Origin of the sequence: Caulobacter sp. Root487D2Y, from assembly GCF_001427165.1 — a bacterium.
Lineage (GTDB): Bacteria > Pseudomonadota > Alphaproteobacteria > Caulobacterales > Caulobacteraceae > Caulobacter.
This window is the reverse complement of record NZ_LMFD01000006.1, coordinates 1-21,923: the sequence shown is the minus strand read 5'-3', so window position 1 is coordinate 21,923 and position 21,923 is coordinate 1. Positions and strand designations below refer to the sequence as shown.

At 68.1% G+C, this 21,923-nt stretch carries 19 protein-coding genes; 12 read left to right on the top strand and 7 right to left on the bottom strand.

Features of this window, described 5'->3' with window-relative positions; all coding sequences use genetic code 11:
* Positions 1–62: 62 nt before the first annotated feature.
* Both ASD38_RS07385 and ASD38_RS07380 read right to left on the bottom strand, forming a co-directional pair.
* Positions 63–2,435: a penicillin-binding protein 1A gene (locus ASD38_RS07385; RefSeq protein ID WP_056458956.1), complete on the bottom strand. Its 2,373-nt coding sequence runs from the start codon at positions 2,433–2,435 to the stop codon at positions 63–65.
* A 169-nt stretch (positions 2,436–2,604) separates the two neighbouring features.
* Positions 2,605–3,804 (bottom strand): N-acetylmuramoyl-L-alanine amidase family protein, encoded by a 1,200-nt coding sequence (locus ASD38_RS07380; protein ID WP_156390614.1) that lies wholly within the window; start codon positions 3,802–3,804, stop codon positions 2,605–2,607.
* 417 nt (positions 3,805–4,221) lie between these two features.
* On the opposite strand from ASD38_RS07380, the gene ASD38_RS23780 reads away from it, so the two are divergent.
* The 5 genes from ASD38_RS23780 (at position 4,222) to ASD38_RS07360 (ending at position 9,905) form a co-directional block, all read left to right on the top strand.
* Positions 4,222–4,440 (top strand): hypothetical protein, encoded by a 219-nt coding sequence (locus tag ASD38_RS23780; protein WP_156390616.1) that lies wholly within the window; start codon positions 4,222–4,224, stop codon positions 4,438–4,440.
* Positions 4,364–7,057, top strand: coding sequence for an Rne/Rng family ribonuclease (locus ASD38_RS07375; RefSeq protein WP_056458953.1), 2,694 nt, complete (start codon positions 4,364–4,366; stop codon positions 7,055–7,057). The genes ASD38_RS23780 and ASD38_RS07375 overlap by 77 nt, the downstream gene beginning before the upstream one ends.
* Positions 7,058–7,204: 147 nt before the next feature.
* Positions 7,205–8,635: a M48 family metalloprotease gene (locus ASD38_RS07370; RefSeq protein ID WP_056439876.1), complete on the top strand. Its 1,431-nt coding sequence runs from the start codon at positions 7,205–7,207 to the stop codon at positions 8,633–8,635.
* 23 nt (positions 8,636–8,658) lie between these two features.
* Positions 8,659–9,396, top strand: coding sequence for a DsbA family protein (locus ASD38_RS07365; protein ID WP_056458950.1), 738 nt, complete (start codon positions 8,659–8,661; stop codon positions 9,394–9,396).
* A gap of 161 nt (positions 9,397–9,557) precedes the next feature.
* A complete protein-coding gene (locus tag ASD38_RS07360; protein ID WP_056458946.1) occupies positions 9,558–9,905 on the top strand; it encodes a hypothetical protein in 348 nt (115 codons plus the stop codon).
* 7 nt (positions 9,906–9,912) lie between these two features.
* Here ASD38_RS07360 and ASD38_RS07355 read toward each other — a convergent pair whose 3' ends face one another.
* Both ASD38_RS07355 and thiS read right to left on the bottom strand, forming a co-directional pair.
* Positions 9,913–10,725, bottom strand: coding sequence for a thiazole synthase (locus ASD38_RS07355; protein ID WP_056439873.1), 813 nt, complete (start codon positions 10,723–10,725; stop codon positions 9,913–9,915).
* A 45-nt stretch (positions 10,726–10,770) separates the two neighbouring features.
* Complete coding sequence (gene thiS, locus ASD38_RS07350) at positions 10,771–10,971, bottom strand: sulfur carrier protein ThiS (protein WP_056439870.1); 201 nt, start codon at positions 10,969–10,971, stop codon at positions 10,771–10,773.
* A gap of 79 nt (positions 10,972–11,050) precedes the next feature.
* On the opposite strand from thiS, the gene ASD38_RS07345 reads away from it, so the two are divergent.
* From ASD38_RS07345 to aat, 4 genes are all read left to right on the top strand, one after another.
* The gene (locus tag ASD38_RS07345) at positions 11,051–11,494 is read left to right on the top strand and encodes a type II 3-dehydroquinate dehydratase (protein WP_056439867.1); all 444 of its coding nucleotides are present in this window, start codon (positions 11,051–11,053) and stop codon (positions 11,492–11,494) included.
* 41 nt (positions 11,495–11,535) lie between these two features.
* The gene (accB, locus tag ASD38_RS07340) at positions 11,536–12,039 is read left to right on the top strand and encodes an acetyl-CoA carboxylase biotin carboxyl carrier protein (protein ID WP_056458942.1); all 504 of its coding nucleotides are present in this window, start codon (positions 11,536–11,538) and stop codon (positions 12,037–12,039) included.
* Between the two features lie 5 nt (positions 12,040–12,044).
* Positions 12,045–13,388, top strand: a complete 1,344-nt coding sequence (gene accC, locus ASD38_RS07335; RefSeq protein ID WP_056439859.1) for an acetyl-CoA carboxylase biotin carboxylase subunit — start codon at positions 12,045–12,047, stop codon at positions 13,386–13,388.
* 84 nt (positions 13,389–13,472) lie between these two features.
* The gene (gene aat, locus ASD38_RS07330) at positions 13,473–14,129 is read left to right on the top strand and encodes a leucyl/phenylalanyl-tRNA--protein transferase (protein WP_056458939.1); all 657 of its coding nucleotides are present in this window, start codon (positions 13,473–13,475) and stop codon (positions 14,127–14,129) included.
* Here the strand turns inward: aat and ASD38_RS07325 are convergent.
* Both ASD38_RS07325 and ASD38_RS07320 read right to left on the bottom strand, forming a co-directional pair.
* Positions 14,066–14,752, bottom strand: a complete 687-nt coding sequence (locus ASD38_RS07325; RefSeq protein WP_442857018.1) for a DUF2155 domain-containing protein — start codon at positions 14,750–14,752, stop codon at positions 14,066–14,068. The two genes, aat and ASD38_RS07325, sit on opposite strands and share 64 nt — an antisense overlap.
* Before the next feature lie 4 nt (positions 14,753–14,756).
* The gene (locus ASD38_RS07320; protein ID WP_056439853.1) at positions 14,757–15,152 is read right to left on the bottom strand and encodes an NADH:ubiquinone oxidoreductase subunit NDUFA12; all 396 of its coding nucleotides are present in this window, start codon (positions 15,150–15,152) and stop codon (positions 14,757–14,759) included.
* 245 nt (positions 15,153–15,397) lie between these two features.
* Between ASD38_RS07320 and ASD38_RS07315 the strand changes: the two genes are divergently transcribed.
* The 3 genes from ASD38_RS07315 (at position 15,398) to ASD38_RS07305 (ending at position 19,792) form a co-directional block, all read left to right on the top strand.
* A complete protein-coding gene (locus ASD38_RS07315) occupies positions 15,398–18,184 on the top strand; it encodes a TSCPD domain-containing protein (RefSeq protein WP_056458965.1) in 2,787 nt (928 codons plus the stop codon).
* A gap of 83 nt (positions 18,185–18,267) precedes the next feature.
* Positions 18,268–18,762 (top strand): pentapeptide repeat-containing protein, encoded by a 495-nt coding sequence (locus ASD38_RS07310; RefSeq protein WP_056439851.1) that lies wholly within the window; start codon positions 18,268–18,270, stop codon positions 18,760–18,762.
* Positions 18,763–18,859: 97 nt separating this feature from the next.
* A complete protein-coding gene (locus ASD38_RS07305) occupies positions 18,860–19,792 on the top strand; it encodes a pentapeptide repeat-containing protein (RefSeq protein ID WP_056458933.1) in 933 nt (310 codons plus the stop codon).
* 81 nt (positions 19,793–19,873) lie between these two features.
* Here ASD38_RS07305 and aspS read toward each other — a convergent pair whose 3' ends face one another.
* A complete protein-coding gene (aspS, locus tag ASD38_RS07300; RefSeq protein ID WP_056458930.1) occupies positions 19,874–21,712 on the bottom strand; it encodes an aspartate--tRNA ligase in 1,839 nt (612 codons plus the stop codon).
* Positions 21,713–21,923: the final 211 nt, after the last annotated feature.

The window sequence follows — 21,923 nt, the reverse complement described above, 5'->3', positions numbered from 1 at the left end:
GGGCGCGGGACATAGCCCGCGCCCGGAGTCGGCGCAATGACTCCGGGGCGATTGGTCGACGATTAGTAGAGTCCGCTGATGTCGGGCGCCTGAGTCGGCGGCTTGGCGGGACCCTGGGTCGGGGCCGGGCCGATCTGGCCGCCGGGCCAGGCGTCGCCATACGGCTGCGGTCCGGTGCTCTCGGTCGGCGCGACGACCTTGGGTTCCGTGCCGGGACGGAAGGCCTCCCGAATGCCACGCACCATGGCGAACTTGGCGTTCTTGGGGACCTTGAACTCGGTCTTCGGCTGCCCCTTCAGCGCCTCGCGCATGAAGTCCATGAAGATCGGCACCGGGCCGGTCGCCCCCGTTTCGCCTTCGCCGAGCGAACGGTTGTCGTCGAAGCCGATGAAGACGCCGACCACCAGGCTGGGCGAATAGCCCATGAACCAGGCGCTGCGGTATTCGTTGGTGGTGCCGGTCTTACCGGCCAGCGGATAGCCCAGGGAGCTGGCCTGGGCCGCGGTGCCGCGCTGGACCACGCCCTGCAGCATCGAGGTGATCTGATAGGCGGTGATCGGGTCCATGACCTGCTCGCCCAAGGCCGGGATGCGCGGGCTCTCGTCGCCGTTGAAGCCGGCGTTGCAGCGGACGCAATCGCGCTTGTCGGCGCGGAAGATCACCTTGCCCTCGCGGTCCTGCACCAGTTCGATCAGGTGCGGGTCGACCCGGCGGCCCCCGTTGACGAACGACGTATAGGCCGTGGTCAGTTTGAACGGCGTGGTCTCGCCCGCGCCCAGCGCCATGGCCAGCACCGGGGCCATCTCATGGGTCACGCCGGTCTTCTTGGCGGTTTCGACGATCTTCTTCATGCCGACGCTCTGAGCCAGGCGCACGGTCATGGCGTTGATCGACTGCTCCAGGCCCTTGCGGAGCGGCAGGGCTCCATAGAACTTCTTGTGATAGTTCTCCGGGCTCCAGTCCTCGCCATTGGCCCCCTTGAGGGTGATGGCGCTGTCGACGATCACGCTGGCCGGCGTGTAGCCGTTCTCCAGGGCCGTGGCGTAGACGAAGGGCTTGAAGGCCGAACCCGGCTGGCGCATCGCCTGGGTGGCGCGGTTGAAGTTCGACAGCGAGAAGCTGTAGCCGCCGACCAGGGCCACGACGCGTCCCGTATAGGGCTCCATCGCCACCAGGGCGCCGTTGACGATCGGGGTCTGGCGTAGGCGATAGGCCTCCGAACCCTCGGACTTCTCGACGAACACCAAGTCGCCGACCTTCAGGCCCTTGGTCGCGTTGGCCCAGGCCATGTCCTCGCCGACGATGGCCCCCTCGCCTTCTCCCTTGGCCAGGCGGACGCCGCCCGAGGCCGAGGTGACGATGGCCGGACGCCAGCGGCGGCGCTCCGACGGCGGCCTTTTCAGCGCCTGCTTTTCCCAATCCGCGTCCAGGCTTTCCACGTGACCCCAGGCGCCGCGCCAGCCGTGGCGGCGGTCGTACTTCTCCAGGCCCTCCATCAGCGCCACCCGGGCCGCGGTCTGCAGCTTGGGATCCAGGGTCGTGCGCATGTAATAGCCGCCCTCGCTGAGGCGCGGGCCGAGGGTGGCGACGCCGCGCTGGCGCACTTCCTCGACGAAATAGTCGGCGTCACGGTACTTGGCGCGGCTGGGCGCGGCCTGGACGATCAGGTCCTCGGCCATCGCCTTGCGGGCGTCGTTCTGGCTGATCCAGCCCTGATCGGCCATCTGGCCCAGGATCCAGTCGCGGCGGGCCTTGGCCTTGGCCTTGTTCCGGATCGGATGATAGTTGTCGGGACCCTTGGGCAGCGCGGCCAGATAGGCGCACTCGGCCAAGCTCAGTTCGGGCAACGATTTGCCGAAATAGTTGTAGGCCGCCGCGCCCACCCCGAACGAGCGATAGCCCAGCCAGATTTCATTGAGATAGAGCTCGAGAATCTGCTGCTTGGAGAGCGATTGCTCCAGGCGGTGGGCCAGGATCGCTTCCTTGAACTTGCGTCCGACCGTGGCGTCGCTGGTCAGCAGGACGTTCTTGGCCACCTGCTGGGTGATCGTCGAACCGCCTTCCAGGCGCCGGCCCCGCGCGGCGTTGCCGACGTTGTTGAGCATGGCGCGCGAGAAGCCGCCGACGTCGACGCCGCCGTGCTTGAAGAAGTTATGGTCCTCGGCCGCCAGGAAGGCCTGGGCCAGCTGGGGCGGGATCTGGTCGTAGGGCACGAAGATCCGGCGCTCTTTGCTGTATTCGCCGATCAGGGTGCCGTCCCAGGCATAGACGCGCGTGGCCGTCGGCGGGCGATAGTCCTGCAGTTCGCCCGCGTCGGGCATGTCGTGGAACAGCCAGGCGGCGTAGATGGCGATGGTGAAGCCGGCCACGGCGATCGCGGACAGCACCGTGACGCCGGCGATGGCGATCCAACGTTCTCTGGGCTTCAGATCCACGCCGCCTCCGTCGGGCGACGCACTTTCGCCCGCTCCGTTCGAATCCTCTAGAGCGCGATCAGCAAAAAAGTAAGCGGTTTTGCGGTCGCGGGGATGGGCCACGTCCGACGCGTCTTCCCCCAAATGGCTCTAGCGCGCATCGGGCAAGGCGCCAACGGCTCTCGCCAGCCTAGCGAGCGGCGAGACGGGTTTGGGCGGCGAAATAGGATTCGATCGAGCCGGCGACGGCGTCCATCAGTCGGCCGCGACCGGCCGGAGTCTGCAGAAGCTGTTCGTCGTCGACATTGGTGATGAAGCCCATCTCGAGCAGCACGGCCGGCACGTCGGGCGCCAGCAGCACGATGAAGCCGGCGTCGCGGTGGCTGCGGCGCAGCAGGGTCGTCTCCTCGCCCACCGACTGCAGCAAGGTCTCGGCGAAGGCGGCTGAACGGTTCTTGGTGGCCCGTTGGGAAAGGTCGAGCAGAATCTGGCTGACCGCGCGATCGCGTCCCGGCAGATTGGCCTTCATCAGCCAATCGTCCTTTTCGAGCACCCGAGCCACGCGCTCGGTGCCTTTTTCCGACAGGGTGTAGACGCTGGCGCCGCGGGTCGTGGCGTCAGGTCCCGAATCGGCGTGCAGCGAGATGAACAGGTCGGCGTCGGCCCGGCGGGCGATCTGGACGCGAGCCTCCAGCGGCACGAAGGTGTCCGACTGGCGGGTCATGACCACGGTGTACCGGCCGGACTTCTCCAGCTTGGCCTTCAACGCCTTGGCGGCGGCCAGGGTGACGTCCTTCTCCGCGGTGTTGGCGCCCGCCGAACCAGGGTCCTTGCCGCCGTGACCGGCGTCGATGACGATGACCTTCTTCAGTCGCAGGGCCGAGGCTCTCACCGGCGCGGAAACCAGGGTCGGCTTCATGGCAGGGGTTTGGATCGCGCCCGGCGCGTCGGTGGACTTCAGGTCGATGACGTAGCGATAGGCCGACGCGCCGTCGCCCGGCGGCAGCAGGAAGCGTCGGCGGACCTCGGCGTTGGCCTTCAGATCGAGGCGAAGGCGCGCGCCGCCCGCCGCCTCGTCGATCGCCCAGCGTTCGACCAGGCCCTGACCCGAACCCTGCAGATCGCCGCCGGTCGTCACGTTGGGCAGGCCGATCACCACACGCCGATCCGACGCGCCGTCGGCCAGCAGCTTGCCCGTGGCGGCGCGGTCAAGATCGATGACGATGCGGGTTTCGTTGCGGTCGCCGCCGAAGCGGACCTTTTGGACGCCGGCGGCCGGCGCGGGGCCTTGGGCCATGGCCACGGCGACGCCAGCCAGGGCCAGGCCGCCGACGATCATCGCCGCCCGCGCCCATCCTGTCCTCGCCGCCGAGATCAGAACCCTGCTCATGTCGTCCGTCGCCCCCAAGGCGCGTAACCTAAACCCAAAAACCGATATCTGCATTTTTCGGTAGAGAAAGCGTTAACCTCAAGCGCGACATCGCCGCGCAGGCGCGTTCAGTCGAGCGCTTTTCTTTTACGACGCGATGTTGCTACAGTATGGTCCGCGCGCTGAGCGCCGTGATCGTCATGGCGGAAAGCGTGAGCGGTTCCTATCTCACGGGCCTGGTTGCATTCTTTGGGTGCAATTGGCGTTCGTGGCCGGAACCGCCGGACTGAAACGAGTTTGGGCTCGATTACCAGCGTGAGGCGCGAAGCCTTCGTCTGGATCGTCCCGCGGGGTCCGCATCGGATCCTTAAGCCGCTCCGGCGTCGATGCTTCATCCGATCCGCGCCTTCCGGCGCGTTTAAGGAACACAGAAACCTTATGGGCTGCGCCGCACCCGACCGCCTTTGGCGACCGACCTTCCGCAACCGCCTCGGCGGTGCGACGGGCGGTGACGTGCGCGCCTTTCAATCATATCGGCGCCCGGGCCTAGCGTCCGCCGCGCGCCGTGGAGATACCCTTTATGTCGAAGAAGATGTTGATCGACGCCGCCCACGCCGAAGAGACGCGTGTGGTGGTCGTGGATGGTACGCGGGTTGAAGAATTCGATTTCGAGAGCCAGACCCGAAAGCAACTCCGAGGAAATATCTATCTCGCCAAGGTGACCCGCGTTGAGCCCAGCTTGCAGGCTGCGTTCATCGAGTACGGCGGCAACCGCCACGGCTTCCTCGCCTTCAACGAAATCCACCCGGACTATTATCAAATCCCGGTCGCCGACCGCGAAGCGCTGATGCGTGACGATTCCGGCGACGACGAGGATGACCAGCACCACGCCCGCGAGGACAATGACGGCGACGCGGTCGACGACGAGGAAGACGCCGTCGAGGAAGAACTGGCGCGCCGCAAGCGCCGCCTGATGCGCAAGTACAAGATCCAGGAAGTGATCCGCCGCCGGCAGATCATGCTGGTTCAGGTCGTCAAGGAAGAGCGCGGCAACAAGGGCGCGGCCCTGACCACCTACCTGTCGCTGGCCGGTCGGTACGGCGTCCTGATGCCCAACACCGCCCGCGGCGGCGGCATCAGCCGCAAGATCACCACGGTCACCGACCGCAAGCGCCTCAAGAGCGTCGTTCAGGGTCTGGACGTGCCGCAGGGCATGGGCCTGATCGTCCGCACGGCCGGCGCCAAGCGCACCAAGGCCGAGATCAAGCGCGACTACGAATATCTGCTGCGTCTGTGGGAGAATATCCGCGACAACACGCTGCATTCGATCGCCCCGGCGCTGATCTACGAGGAGGAAGACCTCGTCAAGCGCGCCATCCGCGACATGTACGACAAGGACCTGGAGGGCATCTGGGTCGAGGGCGAGGCCGGCTACAAGGAAGCGCGCGACTTCATGCGCATGCTCATGCCGAGCCAGGCCAAGAAGGTCTTCCCGTATCGCGAGCCGGCGCCGCTGTTCGTCAAGCACAAGATCGAAGACCACCTGGCCCAGATCTATTCGCCGGTCGTGCCGCTGCGCTCCGGCGGCTATCTGGTGATCAACCAGACCGAAGCCCTGGTCGCCATCGACGTCAACTCGGGCAAGGCCACGCGCGAACGCAACATCGAAGCCACCGCGCTGAAGACCAACATGGAAGCGGCGGAAGAAGCCGCCCGCCAGCTTCGGCTGCGCGACTTGGCCGGTCTGATCGTCATCGACTTCATCGACATGGATGAGGGCAAGAACAACCGCGCCGTCGAGAAGGTCCTCAAGGATTCGCTCAAGGACGATCGCGCCCGCATTCAGATGGGCAAGATCAGCGGTTTCGGCCTGATGGAAATCAGCCGCCAGCGCCGCCGCACCGGCGTGCTGGAAGGCACCACCCACGTCTGCGAACACTGCGACGGCACCGGCCGCGTCCGCTCGGTCGAATCCAGCGCCCTGGCCGCCCTGCGGGCGGTCGAGGTCGAGGCCCTGAAGGGCGGCGGCGCCGTCACCCTGAAGGTCAGCCGCCCCGTCGGCATCTACATCCTCAATGAAAAGCGCGCCTATCTGCTGCGCCTGCAGCAGACTCACGCCCTGTTTGTCACGGTCCTGGTCGACGACAGCCTGCACCAGGCCGAGCATGACATCGACCGCACGGAGCTGGGCGAGCGCCCCGCCCCGCAGATCTTCGCCCCGATCGAGCCCGACCCTGTCTATGACGACGAGGCGTTTGACGACGAAGAGGACGAGGAAGACGAAGAGATCGTCTCCGAGGACGAAGACGAGAGCGAAGGCGACGACGCGCCCCGCGCCGCTCGTCCGGCTCGCGCCGAACCGGCTGAAGATGAAAGCGCCCGTCGCGGCCGCAAGCGTCGTCGTCGTGGCGGTCGTCGCGACGACCGTGACGAGGCGCCGGCCGAGGCCGCCGGCGAAGAAGACGAGGATGACGCCGAGGGCGCCGAGGGCGCTGATCGCGCTGAAGGCGATATCGAGGGCGAGGACGAGGAATCGCGTCGCCGTCGCCGTCGCCGCGGACGTCGCGGCGGCCGTCGCGGCGGTCGCGAGGACGGTGACCGTCCGGCCGACGCCTTTGCCTGGACCCGTCCTCGGGTGCCCTTCGGCGAAAGCGCCTTCGTCTGGCACGATCCCGCCGAACTCGACGCTCGCGGCCCTCGTCCCGAGCGCGCCGAACGCCCCGAACGGGTCGAAGCGCCGGTGGCGGAGCGCGCCGAGCGTCCGGAACGCGCCGAACGCGGTGAACGCGGCGGTCGGCGCGGACGCGGTCGCGGTGAACGCGGCGAGCGGACCGAGGTGTCCGACGCCCCGCGCGCCGAACGCGCCCCCGCGCCCCGGGTCGATGTCGCCGAGCTGGAAGCCGCGCCGCTGCCCCCGCCCGTGATCGAAGGCCCCCCGGCCGACGTCTGGGTGGAACTGCCGCCGCAGGACGAGGCACCCAAAAAGGCCCGTCGTCCCCGCAGTCGCGGACGCAAGGCCGCCGACGCCGAGGTTCCGGCTGAAGTGACCGTGGAGACGCCGACAGCCGAGACGGTCGAGGAAACGCCGCTGGTCGCGGCCGATGTCGAGGTCGCGGCCCCGGTCGTGGTCGAGGCCGCGCCCGAGCCGGCCGCCGAACCCGAGCCCGTCGCGGTCGCCGCCGCGGAGCCGGCTCTGGTGGTGGTCGAATCCGACCCGGCCGAGATCCTGACCCCGCCCGAAAAGCCCAAGCGCGGCTGGTGGCGCCGAGGCTAGGTTTCAAGGTGAAGGCCGGCGGGCCCCTGGTTCCGCCGGCCTTCATGCCCATATCCGCGGGATGCTCGTTCGACGGATGTTCCCAGGTCGTCGAGAACCGCGTTAGACTGCCGGCTTGAGCGCGGGGGCGCGATCAGGAGAGTTTCGATGACCTCCCGGATAAGGGCGGCTTCCGAGAGATTGTCCAGGAAGACGGGGTCCGCGCTGTCCGCGCTGGCCCTGTTGACGGCTATCCTCGCCCCCGGCGCTTCGGCTCATGCGCAGGACGGCCCCTCGCTGATCCGCGACACCGAGATCGAGGAAATCCTTCACCGTGACGCCGACCCGATCTACGCGGCGGCGGGGCTGGATCCGAAGACCGTTCGCATCCTGCTGGTCGGCGATAAGGAATTGAACGCCTTCGCCACCCAAGGCCTGATGATGGGCCTCAACACCGGTCTGATCCTGCAGACCGAGACGCCCAACCAGTTGAAGGGCGTCATCGCCCACGAAACCGGACACCTTGCCGGCGCCCACCCGCTGCGCTCGGGCGAAATGATGCGGGCCGGCCTCAAGCCGATGATCCTGACCATGGGCTTGGGGGTCCTGGCCGCCCTGGCCGGTGCTCCGGACGCCGGCGCGGTTCTGCTCGGCAACGCCAGCTACTTCGGCCAGCTCGGCGCCCTGGGCTACAGCCGCGACCAGGAATCACGCGCCGACCAGGCCGGAGCGGGCTTCCTTGAGACCACCGGTCAGTCGGGCCGCGGCCTCGTCGAGTTCTTCGACAACTTCCGCTACCAGGAGGTCTTCGACCAGTCGCGGCGCTTCGCCTATTTCCGCAGCCACCCCCTCTCGGGCGACCGGATCGACGCTCTGCGCAGCCGCGTCGAGAAGCTGCCGCACTACAACGCCGTCGACGATCCCGCGTCCTTGGCCGAGCACGAGATCATGAAAGCCAAGCTGGAGGGATTCATCAATCCCGGCGTGGCGATCACGAAGTACAAGGAAAACGATCGCGCCTTCCCGGCCCGCTACGCCCGCGCCATCGCCTATTATCAGATGAAGGAGCCCGACCGGGCCCTGAAGATTCTCGACGGCCTGATCACCGAGAACCCGAACAATCCATACCTCTGGGAGCTCAAGGGGCAGATCCTGTTCGAGTTCAACCGCGTCAAGGAAGCCGAGGAGCCGCAGCGTCGATCCGTGGCGCTGAAGCCCGACGCCGCCCTGTTGCGGGTGAACCTGGGCCAGACCCTGATCGGCCTGGACGATCCCAAGAAGGTCGAGGAAGGCATCAGCGAACTGAAGCGCTCGCTGCTCGACGAAAGCGACAATTCCGTCGCCTGGCGTCTGCTGGCCCAGGCCTACGACAAGCGCGGCGAGGACGGCCAGGCGCGGCTGGCCACCGCCGAGCAGTATTTCAACATGGGCGCGACCCAGGAGGCCCGGGTCTTCGCCATGCGAGCCCGCGAACTGCTCAAGAAGGACAGCGTCGAATGGCGGCGCGCCACCGACATCGTCCTGACTTCCAACCCTTCCAACCAGGACCTCAAGGATCTGGCCAAGGAAGGCGCCGTCACCTCGGGCCTGCGCCGCTAGGCCGCCCCTTTCCAGAGAGCTCCATGCCCTTGACGTTCCGTCCGATGGCGTTCGCCGCCGCGTCCATCGCCGCCCTGTCCCTGATCGGTTGCGGACAGGCCAACGCCGACAAGGCGTTCGGCGAAAAGGTCCACGCCTATCTGGTCGAGCACCCCGAGGTGCTGGTGGAGATGAGCACAAAGCTCCAGGAAAAGCAGGCGGCTGAACAGGCCAAGAACGCCAAGGGCGCGATGAACAAGTATCGCCAGGCGCTGGAACGCGATCCCCGCGATTTCGTGGCCAATCCGAACGGCTCGATCACCGTCGTCGAGTTCTTCGACTACCGCTGCGGCTACTGCAAGCTGGCCGCGCCGCAGATCGTCGACCTGATCCAGAAGAACCCCGACGTGCGCTTCGTGTTCAAGGATTTCGTGATCTTCGGCCACGATTCCGAGGCCGCGGCGCGCATCGTTTTGGGGGCCAAGGACCAGGGTAAGACCATCGAACTGCATAAGCGCCTGATGGCGGAAAAGAGCCTCGACGAGGCCGCTGTCATGCGCATCGCCCAGGACCTCGGCATCGACATGGCCAAGGCCCGCGCCGCGGCCGGGTCCGCGACCACCACCCAGCACCTGGCCGACACCCACGCCCTGGCCGAAGCCCTGGCCATCGAAGGCACGCCCGCCTTCTTCGTCGGCGACCAGATGATCCCGGGCGCCGACATGCACGCTCTCAACCTGGCGATCGACCAGGCCCGCGCGGGGAAGGCTAAGAAGGTCTAGCGCCCGGGCGGTAGGGCAGAACCGGCCGGCTCGGAAGAAACTGCTGGGTCAACGCCGCGCTCGGACGCCGTCGTCTCTTGGCAACCTGTTGAATTCCTTGCGATCGCGAACGCGCACGGTTCTTGCTTCGCGGGATCCGCCCCTTTGCGGCGGAGTCTTCCATGTTTATTTCCGGCCCCAGCATCCTGGCGTCCCTCGCCCTGTCGACCCTGTCGAAGATCAACGCGGCCGCGGCGACGAAATCGACGACTCCGACCGCTGCCGATTCTCTGACCGCCGGGCCGGCGAAGTCGGCCAGGGACGAATTTCTGGACTACGCCAAGCTGACGCCCGCTCAGAAGATGCACGCGGTCATGCTGGAGCGCATGGGTTTGACCGAAGACCAGGTCAAGGCGATGCCGCCCGAGGAACGCCAGAAGATCGAGGATCAGATCAAGCAGCGGATCAAGGAGCAGGTCGAGAACGATCCCACCAAGGCGAAGGGATCACTGCTGGACGTTTCGGCCTAGAGCTCGGCTAGATCAGACCGCCCAACGGCGAGCTGGGATCGGCGTAGAGGCGCTTCTGCATCCGGCCGGCGAGATAGGCTTCGCGGCCGGCGATCACGGCGTGCTTCATGGCCCGAGCCATGCGGATCGGGTCCTTGGCCTCGGCGATGGCGGTGTTCATCAGGATGGCGTCGCAGCCCAGCTCCATGCCGATCGCCGCGTCCGAAGCGGTGCCGACGCCCGCGTCGACCAGGACCGGAACCTTGGCGTTCTCGACGATGATCCGCAGGTTGACGCGGTTTTGGATGCCCAGGCCCGAACCGATCGGCGCGCCCAGCGGCATGATCGCCACCGCGCCGGCGTCTTCCAGCTTGCGGGCGTAGACCGGGTCGTCCGAGCAATAGACCATCACCTGGAAGCCTTCGGCGACCAGCAGCTTCAGCGAGCGCAGGGTCTCTTCCATGTCCGGATAAAGGGTCTTGGGGTCGCTGAGGACTTCCAGCTTCACCAGGTCCCAGCCGCCGGCCTCGCGGGCCAGGCGCAGGGTCCGCACGGCGTCCTCGCCGGTGAAGCAGCCCGCTGTATTGGGCAGAAACGTGAATTCGGTGGGTTTGACGTAGTCGACCAGCAGCGGCTGGGTCGGGTCGGTCAGGTTCACGCGGCGCACGGCCACCGTGACGATCTCGGCCCCCGCCGCCTTCGCCGCGGCGGCGTTGGTGGCGTAGTCCTTGTACTTGCCGGTGCCGACGATCAGTCGCGAACGGAAAGTGCGGCCGGCGACGGTCCAGGTGTCGTCGGACTCGGTGGACGAGACGGATTCGGGGGGGACGTGCGCGTTCATGGGGCCGGTTTACGCCTCCGCGCTCCGGGTTTCAAACGCGCAGACCTAACCGCCCCCGATGAACGTCACGATCTCGATTCGGTCGCCGTCGGCCAGGGCGGTGTCGGCATAGGTCGAGCGCGGGGCGATCTCGAGATTGCGCTCCACCGCCACCTTGCGGGCGTCCAGGCCCAGGGCGGACACCAGATCCGCGATGCTGACGACGCCGGCGATATGCCGTTCCTCGCCGTTCAAGAGAAGCTTCATGTCACCTCCGAAGCGAGCCCTGCTTGTGACGTGAGGGAACCGGCTATACAAGACCTCCCGGAATCGACGGCGGAGCCGAATGGTAAAACCGATCCATGTGCTGAGCGGACCCAATCTCAACCTGTTGGGAACGCGCGAGCCCGAGATCTACGGCAAGGACACGCTCGACGATGTCCGTACGCGCTGCGAAGCGCGCGCGGCCGCTCGGGGCCTTTCCGTCGTCTTCCGGCAGAGCAATCACGAAGGCGTGCTGATCGACTGGGTCCAAGAGGCCCGGACGGAAGCTTGCGCGTTGGTGATTAACCCGGCGGGCTATGGCCATACGTCGATCGCTCTCCTCGACGCCTTGAAGACCTTGAACATCCCGGTCATCGAGTGTCACCTGTCCAACCCGGCGGCGCGTGAAGACTTCCGCCGCCACACCTTCGTTTCGCTCGCGGCGACCGGGATTGTCTCCGGCTTCGGCGCGGCGAGCTATGAACTGGCGATCGAGGCCGCTGCCGGCCTGGTCGGCGCGAACTAGCCGGCGTCCCCGGCTTCAAGAAGACAGCAAGGTAAGCTTCCATGTCCAATCCCAAGGCCCCCGCCGATCCGGTCGAAACTCCGTCGATCGACGCTCGCCTGGTCCGCAAGCTGGCCGACATCCTGAAGGACACCGGCCTGTCGGAGATCGAGGTCGAGCACGCCGGCCTGAAGATCCGGGTCGCCCGCGAGCTGACCGTCGCCGCCCAAGCCACCCAATACGTTCAAGCCCTGGCCGCGCCGACCTATGCGCCGGCGCCGGCCGCCGCCGCGCCCGCTGAAGCCGCCGCGCCCGCCCCGGCCGCCCACCTCGGCGAAGCCGTGAAGTCGCCGATGGTCGGCACCGTCTATCTGTCGCCGCAGCCCGGCGCCGACGCCTTCATCAAGGTCGGCGACACCGTGACCGCCGGCCAGACCCTGCTGATCGTCGAAGCCATGAAGACCATGAACCCGATCTCGGCCCCGAAGGCCGGCAAGATCGTCGAGATCCTGGTGACAGACGCCCAGCCCGTCGAATTCGGCGAGCCGCTCGTCATCGTCGAGTAATCGGCATGTTTGACAAGATCCTCATCGCGAACCGAGGCGAGATCGCGCTTCGGGTTCACCGCGCCTGCAAGGAAATGGGCATCGCCACCGTGGCGGTCCATTCCGAGGCCGACGCCAATTCCATGTGGGTGCGGCTGGCCGACGAGAGCGTCTGCATCGGCCCGGCCTCGGCCGCCAAGTCGTACCTGAACATCCCGTCGATCATCGCGGCCGCCGAGATCACCGGCGCCCAGGCGATCCACCCGGGCTACGGATTCCTGTCGGAAAACGCCCGCTTCGCCGAGATCGTCGGCGCGCATGGCTACACCTTCATCGGCCCCAAGCCGGAACACATCCGGATGATGGGCGACAAGATCACCGCCAAGCAGGCCGTCAAGGACGCGGGCATTCCCGTCGTTCCCGGCTCGGACGGCGGCGTCTCCACCGAGGAAGAGGCTTTCGAGGCCGCCGAGAAGATCGGCTTCCCCGTGCTGATCAAGGCCGCCTCCGGCGGCGGCGGTCGCGGCATGAAGGTGGCCCAGACCCGCGAGGATCTGGCCGAAGCGGTCTCGACCGCACGTTCGGAAGCCCGCGCCGCGTTCGGCGACGACACGGTCTACATGGAGCGCTACCTCCAGAAGCCGCGCCACATCGAGCTGCAGGTCATCGCCGACAGCCACGGCAACGTGGTGCACCTGGGCGAGCGCGACTGCTCGCTGCAGCGCCGCCACCAGAAGGTCCTGGAAGAGGCCCCCTCGCCCGCCCTCGGCGCGGCCGACCGGGCCAAGATCGGCAAGATCGTCGTCGATGCGGTCAAGGCCATCGGCTACCTGGGCGTCGGGACCATCGAATTCCTGTGGGAGAACGGCGAGTTCTTCTTCATCGAGATGAACACCCGCCTGCAGGTCGAGCACCCGGTCACCGAAGCCATCACCGGCATCGACTTGGTTCGCGAACAGATCCGCATCGCCGCCGGCCTGCCGCTGTCGTTCACCCAGGACGACGTGGTGTTCGAAGGCCATGCCATCGAGTGCCGGATTAACGCCGAGAACGCGCGAACCTTCACGCCGTCGCCCGGAACCATCACCGACTTCCACGCCCCCGGCGGCCTGGGCGTGCGGCTGGATTCGGCGATCTACACCGGTTATGCGATCCCCCCCTATTACGACAGCCTGATCGGCAAGCTGATCGTCCACGGCCGTGATCGCGAGGAGTGCATCGCGCGTCTGCGCCGTTGCCTGGGCGAAATGGTCGTCGGCGGCATCGAGACCACGATCCCGCTGTTCCAGGACCTGCTGGTGCAACCCGACATCCTGGCCGGCGACTACGACATCCACTGGCTGGAGCGCTGGATCAAGGCGCAGGGCTGATCTTAAAATCGTCGTCATTCCCCGACTTGCTCGGAGGGATGACGACGCTTCGGGATCAGGCCCACCTGAGGTTCACGGCCAGCCATGGATGACGACGCCTTCACGGTCGATGATCTCATCGCCTGCTACGAGCGCGGCGTCTTTCCGATGGCGGATGCGCGTCACGACGAGAGCATCTTCCTGATCGATCCCGAGCGGCGCGGCGTGCTGCCGCTGGACGGGGTGCACGTCCCGCGCCGGCTGGCCCGGACCGTCCGGGCCGAACCGTTCGAGATCCGCATCGACACCGCCTTCGACGCCGTCGTAGAGGCCTGCGCGACCGCGCGGCCAGGACGGCTGGAGACCTGGATCAACACTCCGATCCAACGGCTCTACGGTCAGCTGTTCGCGCGCGGCCTGGCGCACAGCGTCGAGTGCTGGGACGGTGAAGAGCTGGTCGGCGGCCTCTACGGCGTGGCGTTCGGGGCGTGCTTCTTCGGCGAGAGCATGTTTTCGATCCGCCGCGACGCCAGCAAGGTGGCGCTGGTCCATCTGGTCGGTCGGCTGATCGCCGGCGACTATCGGTTGCTGGACACCCAGTTCATCACCGAGCACCTCGAACGGTTCGGAACGGTCGAGATCTCGCGCGCCGACTATCGCCGCCGGCTCGGCCGGGCCTGGACGGCCCAGGCCGACTTCTATCGGCTGGCGGCCGGCGCCGCGGGCGCCGAGGTCTTGCAGGCGATCAGCCAGGCGTCATAGACCGGGTGCTCCAACGGGTTCAGGCCCGGCGAACTAGCGTACATCCAGCCCTTGTAGATCTGACGTCCCGGCGGCGCCACGCGGCCCGGCAAGGCCTTGGGCTGGGTGTCGACGGTGACATAGGCGATCGAGTCCGGGGCGTCCTCGTCGGGCGCGGTCGTCTCGCAGGCGCGGACCGTGAACACCAGGGTCTTGTAACGGATCGGCTGACCGACCGGCGCTTCGAACCGCATCGTCTCGGTCGTCACCTTGTCCAGCGCCTGGATGATGGCGACCGACGAGCGCGCGCGCTTGATCGGCTCCGCCGGCTTTTCCGGCAGGACATCGGCGGGCTTGGCGGCCGACTGCGGCTGTGCCGGCGCGGCCGTGGTCGTCGGCGTGGTGTTGGTCGTCGGCGCGGCGGGCTGCGGGACGATCGGTTGGGCCCCTGGCCCGCTTGGCGCCGGCCGCGCGACGGGCGCGGGTCGCGATTGCTGCGGCGCGACGACTGGCGCAGGGGCGGTCGGCGGCGTCTGGGCGGTCGGGGGTTGCTGCGGCGCGTTTTGCAGCGCCCAGGCGCCGCCGCCGACGAGCGAACCCGCCACGGCCAGCATCGTCACGCCCGTCGATGGCCGCCGGATCATCATCCTATTCGGGCGACCAGGGCTTGTAGTCACTGGAGGCGACCGCGCGCTCGCCGCCGCGGGCCAGCGAACCCTTCGGACGCCAGGCGTGGATCGTGCCGGTCAGGTTGGGATGATGGTCCTTTTCCCAGGCGCGGCGCTTCAGCGGCGCCGTGGTCGGCGGCTCGTCGAACGTATAGTGCAGCCAGCCGCTCCATTCGGGCGGGACCTTGGAGGCCTCGGCGTAGCCGTCGTAAATGACCCAGCGGCGCTTGTGGTCGTCGTAGCTGTCGCTGTTGTCGCGCGCCTCGAAATAGCGGTTGCCGTAGTCGTCCTGGCCCACGAACACGCCACGACGGCTAATATGGAAGCGCTGACCGATGGTCGCACCGTTCCACCACGTGAAGATCGCTTTCAGCACCGCGTCAGCACCAATCTCGCAAAGGTCCCAAATCTGGGAGGGTTTCGGGCAACGCCGAGGCGTTGCGAAGCGGCCGGACTATAGGTCGGCGGCCTTCCAGCGTCCAGCTTCGGCCGTGACGTTCCGACTTCAACATCTTGTGGATCAGGCGCTCGCCGCACCCCACATCTATTGAAGGGCGCGGTTCGGCGATCTAGGATGGCTAATTCTTGGCGCACCCTGGCGCCCAGGCCGCGGAATCGCCCATGCGCATCCAGTCCCGACACCCCGCCCCCGCCCAGCGCATCCAGCCGCGCGAGATCGAACGCGCCGACGCCGTCATCGAGGTGCTGGCGCCCGAGGGCTGGACCGACGCCCGTGTCGAGGCCTGGCTGGACTGGGCCGCCGAGGATCAGAACGATCGGGCGTTCGACTCCGAGGCGCCGCTGGGCGGCGGCCCCGCCCGCTACGCCGACCGTCTGGCCAGGACGGGTCTTTCGGACGGCCTGTTCGGCGACGCCGCGGACGCCGACGCCTTCCGCGACGCCCTTCTGGCCACCATGCTGGCCGGCGTCGCCTCGCCGGTCGGCGCGTCGGCGGCGCCTCAGCGTCTGCCTGATATCGGCGAGATCGAGTTCAAGCGCGCCGCCGAGGGGCACTTGGCCCGCTGGCGGTCGGCGCGGCTGGCCGTGAAGGCCGCCGCTCTTCTCGACGCGGCCCTGGCCCAGGTCGGCGACGCCGTTGAACGCTGCCATGGAGACGCCAAGGCCTGCGCCGATCCGTCGAAGAACAGCGCGCTCGGCCGCGCCGCGCGCCGGGCCCGCGAACTGGGCGCCGACGACGTCATGATCCTGGACGCGATCGCCCTGGCCGGCGGACCGCGCACGGGCCTGATCGAGCCGGACGCCGAGGCCCCCGCCCCCGTCGTCGCCTCGGCTTCCCGCCAGGGCGTGGCCGCCGTCGACGAAGCCGCCTCCTTCGCCGCCCAGGTCGGCTGGGAAACCAGCGCCCTGATCCTGGCCTTGTCGCCCGAGGACGCCGAGACCCTGGCCCGAGGCGCGCCGGTCCGCGCCGCCATCGACGTGACCGCCTTCCAGCACGACGAGTCCTTCGACAGCGCGGGCTTCAACCAGGTGGTGGGACTGTGGGCCACGGCCCTGGAGATCGAGCGCGGCGACCGCCCGGCCGAGATCGGCCTGGCCGGGATCGGCGACTGGCTGTTGATCCAGGGCCTCTCGGCCGCCGGCGACGCGGGACGCGACGCCGCCTCCGCCCTGTGGGCCCTGACCGTCGGCGCCGCGCTCAGCGCCAGCGCCGAGGCCGCCGCGGTGCTCGGCGTCGATCCCGCCTTCGCTCAGGAACGCCAGACCGTGCTGCGCGGCCTGGCCGAGCGTCGGGTGCGCGCCGCCGCCCTGCGCTCGCCGCTGGCCTCGGAGGCCGCCGCCGCCCTGGCCGTCGCTCACGGCCTGGCCCGCAAGCACGGTCTGCGTTCTTCGCGCCTGGTCGCCGCCTTCGCGGATCCCGAGACCGCCCTGCGCTTGGGCGGTAAGGCTCTTGGCCACGCGGCCGCCGCCGCGCCTGTCTCGACCGCCCAGACCGCCGACGGTCTGCTGGTCCCGACATTCAGCGCCGCGGCTCATCTTTGCCTGACCGAGGCCGGGGCCGATTTCGACGCCGCCCGCCGCCACGCCATGGGCCATGGCTCGCTGGCCGAGGCCCCTGCGATCGATCACCTGGTTCTGCAGGCGCGCGGCTTCACCGCCCACGAGATCGAACTGGCCGAAGACGCCCTGCGCCATGCCGACGGTTTGCGCGCCGCCTTCACCCCGGCCGTGATCGGGGCCGGCTTCCTCAGCGACGTGTTGGGCGTTCCCGCCGAGGCTCTGGCCGATCCCAATTTCGACACCCTGACCTTCGCCGGCTTCTCGGAGATCGAGATCGAGGCGGCCGAGCGCCACGCCCTCGGCGCGCGTCGACTGTCGGACTGCGAAGCCTTGGAGGGCGAACTGCGCGCCCTGTTCGCCGCCATCGAGGCGCCGGCCCTGGCCGATCGCCTGGCGATGATCGCCGCGGTCGAAACCTTCACCTGTCTGGCGGTTCCCGCTGTGCTGGACGTGCCGTTCGACGCCCGCCCCGCCGACGCCGCCCGTCTTCAGGCCGCCGCCGCTCGGGCCGGCGTCCGCGCGCTGCGCCTGAACCGCATCGCGGCGCCCGCGGGTTTCGTCCTTCGCTTGCCGGAGGCCGAAGCCGAGGCCCCCAAGCCGGCTCGCGCCGAGGCGCCCGTCGCGGAGGCCCCGCCGGCCCCGGTCAAGGAGCGGATCGTCGAGCGCGTGGTCGAGCGGATCGTCGAACGCGGCGGCCGCGCGCGCCGCAAGCTGCCCGATCGTCGCAAGGGCTATATCCAGAAGGCCGCGGTCGGCGGCCACAAGGTCTATCTGCACACCGGCGAGTACGAGGACGGCGAGGTCGGCGAGATCTTCATCGACATGCACAAGGAAGGCGCCGCCTTCCGCAGTCTGATGAACAACTTCGCGATCGCCATCTCGATCGGCCTGCAATACGGCGTGCCGCTGGACGAGTTCGTCGACGCCTATGTCTTCACGAAGTTCGAGCCGGCCGGGCCGGTGACGGGCAACGATTCCATCCGTTCGGCGACTTCGATCCTCGACTATATTTTCCGCGAACTGGGCGTCTCCTATCTGGGCCGCGACGACCTGGCCAACGCCGATCCGGGCGAGTTCAACGCCGACGGCCTGGGCCGGGGCGAAGGCGTGGAGGACGGCGCGATCGAGGCCGAGCCCCTGCCCGCCAGCAAGTTCATCTCCAAGGGCTTCTCGCGCGGCGCGGCGCCGGACAATCTGGTGTTCCTGCCGTTCGGCGGCCGCCGCGATCAGGAGCCGCGCCCCGCGGGCCCTCTCCAGACCGGCAAGGGCGGCGATGTCTGCCCGGCCTGCGGCGACCTGGCCCTCAGCCGCAAGGGCGGCCTGGTGGTCTGCGACAGCTGCGGAACCCAGGCCGGCGACGGATCCCAAGGCGAGAGCGACGCCGGTTAGACGCGCCAAGTCGGGCGTTTGCCTGGCCTTAAGCTTGCATGGCCATGCTTGACCGCCGTTCCCGTCGAAAGATCCGCGCCAGAATGAAACCGCTGCTCACGATCCTCGTCGCCGCCGGTCTGCTGATCGTCGCGGCGCCCGCAACGGCCCAGAACGCCGGCCAGATCGCCAATGTCCGGGCCGGGGCCAACTGCCCGCGCTGCAACCTGTTCCAGGCCGATCTGTCGGGCAAGGTGCTGAAGGGCCGCAACCTGGCCGGAGCCCGCTTGCGCCAGGCCGATCTCAGCCTGGCCGAGATGAACCGCACCAGCTTCGCCGGCGCCGATCTGCGCGATGTCAATTTCTACGGCGGCGTGTTCGGCGGGGCCAGCTTCGCCGGCGCCAATCTGACCAACGCCAGCCTGGTCGGCGCCTATCTGCAAGGCGCGAATTTCCGGGGCGCGATCCTGACCGGAGCCAACCTTTCCGGGGCCGAGATGGACCGGGCCACGGGCCTGACCCAGGCCCAGCTGAACCGGGCGTGCGGCGATTTGTCCACCCGCCTGCCACGCGGGTTTTCCGTGCCTGCCTGCCGTTAAACTTCCGTCATTACCGCGATTTAAGTGGCGCTTGCCCATCGCCGGCCCCAAATCGTAACCCACACGGTCGCTTATCTTGACCGGTCTGGAGGTTTTGATGTCCCGCTTGCGGATCACGGTCGCCGCTCTGTCCCTCGCCTTGTCGGCCCTGGCTCATCAGGCCTATGCCGGCGTCGAGGACAAGGACGTGCCGCGCATGATCTCACTGGGCGGCACGTGCGTGGGCTGCGAGCTGTCGGGCCGCAAGCTGACCGGCGCCCGCTTCACCGGCGCCAACTACGCCAAGGCCAACCTGATCGGCGCCGACCTGCGCGGCGCCAGTTTCTTCGGCTCCAACTTCACCGGCGCGGACCTGTCGCGGGCCGACATGCGCGGCGCCGAGATGCGCGGCGCGGGCTTCTCCCACGCCATCTTCACCGACGCCAAGCTGTCGGGCATCGAGAGCAGCGGGGCCAACTTCATCGGCGCCGACCTGGGCCGGGTCGACCTGTCGAGCAGCGAACTGCACGGCGCCAGCTTCCAGGGCGCCAACCTGGAGCGCGCCAACCTGTCGAGCAGCGAGCTGATCGGCGCCAACCTGCTGGGCGTCAACGCCAAGGGCGCCAATTTCAGCTCGGCCGAGCTGAACGCCAGCAACATGACCGGCGGCAATTTCGAGCGGGCCAGCTTCCGCGACGCCGAATTCACCGGTTCGACCCTGCGCGGCGCGATCTTCAACGGCGCCGACTTCCGCGGCGCCGACCTGTCGGGCGCCAGCCTCAACGGCGCGGACCTGTCGAACGCCCGAGGACTGACCCAGGACCAGCTGGACGAGGCCTGCGGCGACGGCTCCACCCGGGTTCCGAGCGGGCTGAACGTCCGCAACTGCGGGGTCAATGTCCGCGTCCGCGTCAGCCCCAGCTTCCAGCGCGCCCAGGCCGAAGCCGCCCGGGCCGAGGTGGAAGCCCATCGCGCCGAGATCGAGGCCGCGGCCCGCGTTTCCATTCCCAGGCCGCCGAAGCCGCCCAAGCCCCCTAAGGAACCGAGGTAGCGAGCGGTTCTCCCGAAGCAAAAAAGCCCTCCGATCCTGCTGGACCGGAGGGCTTTTTCGTATGGGCGAAACCCGACCGATCTAGACCTTGATCGGCGGGGCCGAGCGGATGTGCAATTCCTTGTATTGCCGCTCCTGAGCCTCGGCCGGGGCGTTCATCAGCAGGTCCTGGCCCTGCTGGTTCAGGGGGAAGGCGATCACCTCGCGAATGGCCACCTGCTCGGCCAGCAGCATGACGATCCGGTCGATGCCGGGCGCCAGGCCGCCGTGCGGCGGGGCCCCGAAGCGGAAGGCGTTGAGCATGCCGCCGAACTGCGCCTCGACCACCTCGGCGCCGTAGCCGGCGGTCTCGAAGGCCTTGAGCATGATCTCCGGCTTGTGGTTGCGGATCGCGCCCGAGCACAGCTCGTAGCCGTTGCAGACGATGTCGTACTGGTAGGCGCGGATGGTCAGCGGGTCCTGGGTCTCCAGGGCCTCCAGACCGCCTTGCGGCATCGAGAACGGGTTGTGCGAGAAGTCGACCTTCTTCTCGTCCTCGTTCCATTCGAACATCGGGAAGTCGACGATCCAGCAGAACTTGAACTGGTTCTCGTCGACCAGCTTCAGCTCGGTCCCGACCCGGGCGCGGGCCAGGCCCGCGAACTTGGCGAACACGGCCGGATCGCCGGCCACGAAGAAGGCCGCGTCGCCCTTGCCCAGGCCCAGCGACTCCATCAGCGCCTGGGTCGGCTCACCGAGGTTCTTGGCGATCGGGCCGCCCCAGCCGCCCTGGTCTTCGCTCCAGAACACGTAGCCCAGGCCAGGCTGGCCCTCGCCCTGCGCCCAGCTGTTCATGCGGTCGCAGAAGGCGCGGCTGCCGCCGGTCGGGGCGGGAATGGCCCACACCTGGTTCTTGGCGTCCGCGCCCAGGATCTTGGCGAACAGGCCGAAACCGCCGTCGCGGAAGTGCGCGGAGACGTCGGCCATCTTGATCGGGTTGCGCAGGTCGGGCTTGTCGCTGCCGTACCAGGCCATCGACTGGGCGTAGGTCAGGCGCTCGAAGCCCTTGTGCTCCATCACCTGGCCGAAGTCGTTGGTGAAGGTGTGGACGCCGTCGATCGGCGAGACCGGCTTGCCGCCCGAGAATTCCTCGAACACGCCGTGCATCACCGGCTCGATGGCCGCGAACACGTCTTCCTGGGTGACGAAGCTCATCTCGACGTCGAGCTGGTAGAATTCCAGCGACCGGTCGGCGCGCAGGTCCTCGTCGCGGAAGCACGGGGCGATCTGGAAGTAGCGGTCGAAGCCCGAGACCATCAGCAGCTGCTTGAACTGCTGGGGCGCCTGGGGCAGCGCGTAGAACTTGCCCGGATGCAGGCGCGACGGCACCAGGAAGTCGCGCGCCCCTTCCGGCGACGAGGCCGTCAGGATCGGGGTCTGGAACTCGTTGAAGCCCTGGGCGAACATCCGCGAACGGATCGACTGGATCACCTTGGACCGCAGCACGATGTTCTTGTGCAGGGTCTCGCGGCGCAGGTCGAGATAGCGGTGCTTGAGGCGGATTTCCTCAGGGTAGTCGGGCTCGCCGAACACCGGCAGCGGCAGCTCGGCGGCTTCGCTCAGCACCTCGACGGCCGAGACGCGAATCTCGATCTCGCCGGTCGGCAGGTTGGGGTTCACCACCGAAGCGTCGCGGGCGACCACCTCGCCGTCGACCCGGATCACGCTCTCGGCGCGCAGGCGCTCGACCACGTCGAAGCCCGGGGTTTCGGGGTGCAGCACCAGCTGGGTCAGGCCGTAATGGTCGCGCAGGTCGATGAAGACCAGGCCGCCGTGGTCGCGCTTGCGGTGGATCCAGCCCGACAGGCGGACCTGGGATCCGGTGTCGGCGGCCCGCAGGGCGCCGCAGGTGTGGGTGCGATAGGCGTGCGTCGAGGTCATGGAAAGTCTTTGAAACGCGATGATTTGCAAGGCGCGGAAAGGCGCATGAGGGGGCGTGGATGTCAAGGATTCTGGGGCGGGGTTCGGGTCCACGAGGCGGGACGTCGTGCGGCGAACGCTTGCCCCCTACGGACCGCTTCGCGGTCGTCTTCCCCCAGAGGGGGAAGAGGTGCGCGGTGCGGCGTCCTCCGCCCCCTGTGGGGGCGGACAG

What these genes read in the sequence shown, in the direction of transcription:
- ASD38_RS07380 (WP_156390614.1), bottom strand. Translation starts at nt 3,804, where the DNA reads ATGAGCAGGGTTCTGATCTCGGCGGCGAGGACAGGATGGGCGCGGGCG.
- ASD38_RS23780 (WP_156390616.1), top strand. Translation starts at nt 4,222, where the DNA reads ATGGGCTGCGCCGCACCCGACCGCCTTTGGCGACCGACCTTCCGCAAC.
- ASD38_RS07375 (WP_056458953.1), top strand. Translation starts at nt 4,364, where the DNA reads ATGTCGAAGAAGATGTTGATCGACGCCGCCCACGCCGAAGAGACGCGT.
- ASD38_RS07370 (WP_056439876.1), top strand. Translation starts at nt 7,205, where the DNA reads ATGACCTCCCGGATAAGGGCGGCTTCCGAGAGATTGTCCAGGAAGACG.
- ASD38_RS07365 (WP_056458950.1), top strand. Translation starts at nt 8,659, where the DNA reads ATGCCCTTGACGTTCCGTCCGATGGCGTTCGCCGCCGCGTCCATCGCC.
- ASD38_RS07360 (WP_056458946.1), top strand. Translation starts at nt 9,558, where the DNA reads ATGTTTATTTCCGGCCCCAGCATCCTGGCGTCCCTCGCCCTGTCGACC.
- ASD38_RS07355 (WP_056439873.1), bottom strand. Translation starts at nt 10,725, where the DNA reads ATGAACGCGCACGTCCCCCCCGAATCCGTCTCGTCCACCGAGTCCGAC.
- thiS (WP_056439870.1), bottom strand. Translation starts at nt 10,971, where the DNA reads ATGAAGCTTCTCTTGAACGGCGAGGAACGGCATATCGCCGGCGTCGTC.
- ASD38_RS07345 (WP_056439867.1), top strand. Translation starts at nt 11,051, where the DNA reads ATGGTAAAACCGATCCATGTGCTGAGCGGACCCAATCTCAACCTGTTG.
- accB (WP_056458942.1), top strand. Translation starts at nt 11,536, where the DNA reads ATGTCCAATCCCAAGGCCCCCGCCGATCCGGTCGAAACTCCGTCGATC.
- accC (WP_056439859.1), top strand. Translation starts at nt 12,045, where the DNA reads ATGTTTGACAAGATCCTCATCGCGAACCGAGGCGAGATCGCGCTTCGG.
- aat (WP_056458939.1), top strand. Translation starts at nt 13,473, where the DNA reads ATGGATGACGACGCCTTCACGGTCGATGATCTCATCGCCTGCTACGAG.
- ASD38_RS07325 (WP_442857018.1), bottom strand. Translation starts at nt 14,752, where the DNA reads ATGATCCGGCGGCCATCGACGGGCGTGACGATGCTGGCCGTGGCGGGT.
- ASD38_RS07315 (WP_056458965.1), top strand. Translation starts at nt 15,398, where the DNA reads ATGCGCATCCAGTCCCGACACCCCGCCCCCGCCCAGCGCATCCAGCCG.
- ASD38_RS07310 (WP_056439851.1), top strand. Translation starts at nt 18,268, where the DNA reads ATGAAACCGCTGCTCACGATCCTCGTCGCCGCCGGTCTGCTGATCGTC.
- ASD38_RS07305 (WP_056458933.1), top strand. Translation starts at nt 18,860, where the DNA reads ATGTCCCGCTTGCGGATCACGGTCGCCGCTCTGTCCCTCGCCTTGTCG.
- aspS (WP_056458930.1), bottom strand. Translation starts at nt 21,712, where the DNA reads ATGACCTCGACGCACGCCTATCGCACCCACACCTGCGGCGCCCTGCGG.